General features: G+C 73.6%; 5 protein-coding genes. 3 read left to right on the forward strand and 2 right to left on the reverse strand.

Annotation, left to right across the window (positions count from 1 at the left end):
- The first annotated feature begins 18 nt into the window (after positions 1–18).
- Complete coding sequence (locus AC0AIB_RS27135; protein ID WP_328340094.1) at positions 19–1,029, forward strand: hypothetical protein; 1,011 nt, start codon at positions 19–21, stop codon at positions 1,027–1,029.
- Between the two features lie 118 nt (positions 1,030–1,147).
- On the forward strand, positions 1,148–3,934 hold the full coding sequence (gene ppc, locus AC0AIB_RS27140) for a phosphoenolpyruvate carboxylase (protein ID WP_465097734.1): 2,787 nt from the start codon (positions 1,148–1,150) through the stop codon (positions 3,932–3,934).
- A gap of 44 nt (positions 3,935–3,978) precedes the next feature.
- Here the strand turns inward: ppc and AC0AIB_RS27145 are convergent, their stop codons facing one another.
- Positions 3,979–4,752, reverse strand: coding sequence for a hypothetical protein (locus AC0AIB_RS27145; RefSeq protein WP_328340098.1), 774 nt, complete (start codon positions 4,750–4,752; stop codon positions 3,979–3,981).
- A gap of 53 nt (positions 4,753–4,805) precedes the next feature.
- On the opposite strand from AC0AIB_RS27145, the gene AC0AIB_RS27150 reads away from it, so the two are divergent.
- Positions 4,806–5,957, forward strand: a complete 1,152-nt coding sequence (locus AC0AIB_RS27150; RefSeq protein WP_328340100.1) for a DNA recombination protein RmuC — start codon at positions 4,806–4,808, stop codon at positions 5,955–5,957.
- 37 nt (positions 5,958–5,994) lie between these two features.
- On the opposite strand, the gene AC0AIB_RS27155 is transcribed toward AC0AIB_RS27150, so the two are convergent.
- Positions 5,995–6,432 carry a hypothetical protein gene (locus tag AC0AIB_RS27155; protein ID WP_465097735.1) on the reverse strand — a complete coding sequence of 146 codons (438 nt, stop codon included), beginning with the start codon at positions 6,430–6,432 and terminating at the stop codon, positions 5,995–5,997.
- Positions 6,433–6,568 lie beyond the last annotated feature (136 nt).

Raw genomic sequence — 6,568 nt, forward strand, 5'->3', positions numbered from 1 at the left:
GGGCCATAGGCTTGGCCGGTGGAAGACGAGCCGCGTACCCGGGACTGGCTGCCCCGCACGGTGGCGCTGCTGGTCGGCACACTGGCGCTGGCCACCGCGTTCATCGCCGCCTACGTCGGCGCGCTGCACCAGCCGCACCCCCGGGACGTGCCGGTCGGGGTGGTGACCGGCGACCAGCGCGCCCAGGCGCTGCTGACCGCCGTGCGCGCCCGCACCGACACCATCGAACCCGTCGGGTACGACAGCCCCGGCGCGGCCGACGACGCGCTCACCGCCCGCCAGGTGTACGCCGTGCTGACCTCGGCCCCCGACGGCACGCTCACCCTGGCCACCGCCAGCGCCTCCGCCCCGGCCGCCACCGAACTGGTCACCCAGGTCCTCACCCCGGCCGCCCAGCAGGCCCGACTGCCGCTGACCGTCACCGACCAGGTGCCCGTCTCGCCCGACGACCCGCGCGGCCTGGTGCCGTTCTACCTGGCCGTGGGGCTGGTGCTCGGCGGCTACCTGGCCTCGACCGCGCTCGGCGTCTCGCTCGGCACCGCCCCACGCGGGCTGCGCCGGGCCGGGTTGCGGATCGGCTCGCTGGCGGTGCACGCGGTGCTGCTCGGGACCATCGGCGCGGTGCTTGTCGGCCCGGTGCTCGGCGTCTGGGACCACGACCTGGTCGCGGTGGCGGCGGTCGGCGTACTCACCGTCTTCACCGCCGCGATGGTGGCCGCCGCGGTGCAGGGCTGGCTGGGGCTGCTCGGCACCGGGCTGGTGATCCTCCTGCTGGTGGTGCTCGGCAACCCCGGTTCCGGCGGCATCTACGCCCCGGAGTTCCTGCCCGCCGCGCTACGCGGCATGCACCGCTGGAACGTCCCCGGCCTCGCCACCGACCTACTCAAGTCGGTGGTCTACTTCGACTGGCGGTCCACCCGGTGGCCGCTGGCAGGGCTGCTGCTCTGGGCCGCCCTCGGGGTGTTCGGCCTGCTCACCGCCGCCCTGTTCCGCAGCCGACGGGCCGGTTCGGCGCGGGCGGCCCGGTGAGGACGCGTCGACCGTGGGGAACGTGACACACCGAACCCCTTCCTTCCGGACCGGGCCGCGCGGATACCATCCAGGGAGTCGGACAGCGCTGTCCTTCGTACTCACGTAAGGAGCGCACGTGACCGACCAGCACGATCACGACGGGCCCGACGCCGCCCTGCGGGCCGACATCCGCAGGCTCGGCACCCTGCTCGGTCAGACCCTGGCCCGCCAGGAGGGTCGGCCGCTGCTCGACCTGGTCGAGGAGATCCGCGCCCAGGTCCGCTCCGACGCCCCGGCCGCCGCGCAGCGCCTCGGTGGGCTCGACGTGACCACCGGCACCAGGCTGGCCCGCGCCTTCTCCACCTACTTCCACCTGGCCAACATCACCGAGCAGGTGCACCGCGCCCGGGACCTGCGCCGCCGCCGGGCGATCCAGGGCGGCTGGCTGGACCAGGCCGCCAAGATGATCGCCGAGCGCGGGGTGCCCGCCGAGGAGATCGCCGCCGCCGCCCGCCGTCTCGCGGTACGCCCCGTCTTCACCGCCCACCCCACCGAGGCGGCCCGCCGGTCGATCCTGTCCAAGCTGCGCGCCATCGCCGACGAGTTGGACGCCGAGACCAGCAACGCCATCCTCTACGGCGCCAGCGACGAGGGCCCGGCCAACCGCCGCCTCGCCGAACTGCTCGACCTGATGTGGCAGACCGACGAGCTGCGCCTCGACCGGCCCGATCCGACCGACGAGGCCCGCAACGCCATCTACTACCTGCGCGACCTGTACGCCGAGGCCGCCCCGCAGGTGCTCGACGACCTGGCCGACACGCTGCGCACCCTCGGCGTGGAGACCTCGCCGACGTCCCGCCCGCTGACCTTCGGCACCTGGATCGGCGGCGACCGGGACGGCAACCCGTTCGTCACCCCCGCCGTCACCCGGGAGGTGCTGCGCATCCAGCACGAGCACGGCATCGCGGCCACCGAGGCGGCGATGGAGCACCTGGTCAACGAGGTCTCCGTCTCCCGCCGGCTGCGCGCCGTGTCGCTGGACCTGTCGGCCAGCCTCGCCGCCGACCTCGACGCGCTGCCCGAGGTGGCACCCCGGTTCCGCCGGGTCAACGCCGAGGAGCCCTACCGGCTCAAGGCCCGCTGCGTGAAGGCGAAGCTGGCCAACACCCGGGAGCGGCTGCGCGCCGGCACCCCGCACGTGCCGGGCCGGGACTACCAGGGCTCCGCCGAGCTGGTCGCCGACCTGGAACTGCTGCGCGCCTCGCTGGCCCGCAACTCCGGGCAGCTCACCGCCGTCGGCCGGCTCGCCTCGACCATCCGTACCGTCTCCGCGTTCGGCCTGCACCTGGCCACCATGGACGTCCGGGAGCACGCCGAGAAGCACCACGAGGTGCTCACCCAGCTCTACACGGCGGTGGGCGAGGTCGCGGACTACCCGTCGCTGACCCGGCTGGAGCGCACCAAGCTGCTCGCCGACGAGCTGACCGGCCGCCGGCCACTGTCCGCCCTGGACACCCCGTTGACCGAGGCGGCGCGCAAGACGTTCGACGTGTTCGGGGCGATCCGCGAGGCGCAGGACCGGTTCGGTGGCGAGGTCATCGAGTCGTACATCATCTCGATGACGCTCGGCGTGGACGACGTGCTCGCCGCGGTGGTGCTGGCCCGGGAGGCCGGCCTGGTCGACGTGCACACCGGGCGGGCCCGGATCGGCTTCGTACCGCTGCTGGAGACCCCGGCCGAGCTGAACGCCGGCGGTGAGATGCTCGACGAGCTGCTGTCCCTGCCGGCCTACCGGGCGCTGGTGGCGGCCCGCGGCGACGTGCAGGAGGTGATGCTGGGCTACTCCGACTCCAACAAGGAGGCCGGCATCACCACCAGCCAGTGGTCCATCCACCGGGCGCAGCGGGCGCTGCGGGACGTGGCCGCCCGGCACGGTGTGCACCTGCGGTTGTTCCACGGCCGGGGTGGCACGGTCGGGCGTGGTGGTGGCCCCACCCACGAGGCGATCCTGGCCCAGCCGTACGGCACCCTGGACGGCGCGATCAAGGTGACCGAGCAGGGTGAGGTCATCTCCGACAAGTACACCCTGCCGGCGCTGGCCCGGGAGAACCTGGAGCTGACAGTGGCCGCCGTGCTCCAGGCGACGCTGCTGCACACCGCGCCCCGGCAGCCCGCCGAGCAGTTGGAACGCTGGGACGCGGCGATGGACGTGGTCTCCGGGTCGGCCTTCCGGTCGTACCGTGGCCTGGTGGAGGATCCGGACCTGCCGGCGTACTTCTGGGCGTCCACCCCGACCGAGCTGCTGGGCGCGCTGAACATCGGCTCCCGGCCGGCGAAGCGGCCGAACACCGGGGCGGGCCTGGGCGGGCTGCGGGCCATCCCGTGGGTGTTCGGCTGGACGCAGACCCGGCAGATCGTGCCCGGCTGGTTCGGGGTCGGCTCCGGGCTGGCCGCCGCCCGCGAGGCCGGTCTGGAGGACGTGCTGACCGAGATGAACCGCAACTGGCACTTCTTCCGCACGTTCCTGTCGAACGTGGAGATGATGCTGACCAAGACCGACCTCAGCATCGCCCGCCGGTACGTGGAGACCCTGGTCCCGGAGCAGCTGCACCCGATCTTCGACAAGATCGAGCAGGAGTACGAGCTGACCAAGCAGGAGGTGCTGGCGGTCACCTCGTCGCCGGCCCTGCTGGAGAACTCGCCGGTGCTCCAGCGCACCCTCGCGGTGCGCGACACCTACCTGGAGCCGCTGCACCACCTCCAGGTGGCGCTGCTGCGGCAGTACCGCGACTCCGGCGCCGCCGGCCGGGCGGTGGCCACCGCGCCGGGCGGCCGACGCGCCCCCAACGACGGTACGGCCCTGGAGCGCGCCCTGCTCACCACGGTCAACGGCATCGCCGCCGGGATGCGTAACACCGGCTGACGGACACCGCCCCTGCCGCCGCTGCGGCGGCAGGGGCCCCGGGGTCAGAAGTCGCCACCACCGCCGAAGTCGCCACCACCGAAGTCGCCACCGTCGAAACCCCCGCCACCGAAGTCACCTGCGGTCCCGAAGTCCCCACCGCCGGCATCGCCTGCGGTGCCGAAGTCGGTGCCGTCGCCGAAGCCCTCCTGGTAGCCGGCGTCGTAACCGGGGTCGGCGAAGGCCGGTGAGAAGAGCGCGTCGGCGATCAGCATCCCGCCGACCACGCCGACACCCGCCCCCAGCGCGGTCTTCCACCAGGGCGTCGAGTACCAGCCGGACGGCACCGGCCGCCCCTGGTAGCGACCGCCCGGGTAGTAGTACGGGGTGTCCCGGCCGGGTTGCGGGCCGGCCTTGAAGCTCTGCCCCTGCACGTCCACCTGGCGTTCCCGGGTGATCTCCCCGGCGCCCTGCGCGGCGGCCAGCGGGGGCAGTTCCGGGCCGGGGTCCAGGCCGAGCGCCACCCGGGCGGCCCGCGCATAGGCGAGCCCCTCCAGCGCGGTCTCCCGGGCGAGCCGGAACTGGTGCACCGTACGGGCCTGCTCCAGCTGGCTGCCGGCCGCGTTGTACCGCTCACCGGCGTCGACCAGGGCCTGACGTACCGCAGGCTCGTCGCCGTGCAGGTTCATCACCTGGCCACCGAGGCGTTCGTACCAGCGTTGTGCGTCGGCCCGGACGTCGGCGAGACTGCGCGCCTCCCGGGCCGCCTTCTCCCGCCGCCACCAGACGAACCCACCGGCCAGCATGGCGACCAGGATCGCCCCGAGCAGAAGTTCCATCCCCCGAAGGTACCCGGGGGCGTCGAGTCGTACCCGTTTGGCAAGCTCTGGTGATGGACTTCTCGACGCTGGCCGTGGTGGTGGTCTGCCTCGCCGCCGGTGGCGCGGTCGGCTGGTACGCCGCCCGGTCCCGGTCGGCCACCGAGATCGCCCGGCTGGAGGCGACCCTCGCCGTCACCCGGGAGGGCGAGGGCCGGCTGGAGCAGTCGATGCGGGCGCTGAGCTACGAGGCGACCGCCCAGTCCCAGGAGGCGGTGGCCCGCGCGGTCGCCCCGCTGCACGACACCCTGCGTCGCTACGAGACCCGGGTCGGCGAGCTGGAACGGGACCGGGTCGACGCCTACGCCGAGCTGCGCGAACAGGTCCGCTCGATGGGTGCCGTCTCCAGCGAGCTGCGCACTGAGACCAAGCAGCTGGTCGCCGCGCTGCGGGCCCCGCAGGTACGCGGACGCTGGGGCGAGCACCAGCTCCGCCGGATCGTCGAGGCGGCCGGCATGCTGGAGCACTGCGACTTCAGCGAGCAGGTCACCGCCGCCACCGACCACCAGGGCGTCCGCCCCGACCTGGTGGTCCGGCTGCACGGTGGGCGGACGGTGGTGGTGGACGCCAAGGCCCCCTTCGACGCCTACCTCACCGCGATGGAGGCGCGCGACGAACGCGGCCGGGACGCCCATCTCGACCGGCACGCCAAGCATCTGCGCGGGCACGTCGACGCGCTGGCCGCGAAGACCTACTGGGCGGCGTTCGACGACACCCCGGAGTTCGTGGTGCTGTTCGTGCCGGCCGACCCGTTCCTGGACGTGGCGTTGCAGCGCGACCCGACGCTGCTGGAGCACGCGTTCGCCCGCAACGTGGTGCTGGCCACCCCGGCCACCCTGGTCGCGCTGCTCCGTACGGTGGCGTACTCCTGGCGGCAGGAGGCGCTGGCCCGCAACGCGGTGGCGGTGCACTCGCTGGCCCGCGAGCTGTACGGCCGACTGTCCACCCTGGGCGACCACGTCGGCAAGCTCGGCACCTCGCTCGGCGGCGCGGTCACGGCGTACAACCGGGCGGTCGGTTCGCTTGAGGCACGGGTGCTGGTCAGCGCGCGCAAGCTGGCCGAGCTGGGCGTCTCCGACCAGGAGCTGGCCGCACCCGCCCAGGTCGAGCTGGCTCCCCGCCAACCCCAGGCCCCCGAGCTGCTCCCCGTCGACGACCGCCCCTAGCTCACCCCACGCGCTCCATGTCGCGGGCACGGGCGGCTCAGGAGCGGCGGGCCGACTCCACCACGAACGGGACGCCCTGCTGGCAGGTGCTCATCAGGTCGGGCCGGGCCCGGCCGATGATGCTGACCCGGGCCCCCACGACGAGCACGTCCTTCGGGCCGCCGACCAGTTGGTGACCGTCGAGCAGCAGGCAACCGGGCTCGACACCCGACTCGATCGTGCCTGTCAGCTCGGTCGCGCCCACACCGGGCGGCAGCTTCGGCCCACCGGTCGGCAACTTCGGCCCGCCGGGCGGCACCGAAGCACCGGGTGGCAGCGCACCGGTGGATGGCGCGGACGGGGCCCCCGTGGTCGACGGGGTCGCCGTGGTCGACGGGGAACTTGTCGGCGTGGCCGGGGGGCCGGTGACGTCGGTACCGTCCCCGCTGCCACAGCCGGCGAGCGTCAGACCGGCGGCCAGCCCGACGAACACCATCCGAGGAGTTCTCATACCCACTGGGACGTACCCCGTCCGTGATCCGTTCCGCGTGACAGGCATCGATCCGTGAGAACGCACATCGATGCGCCGGCCACCTTCCCCAGACCCACCCACCCCACCCAACCCACCCAAC

This window comes from Micromonospora sp. DSM 43699, from assembly GCF_055517075.1.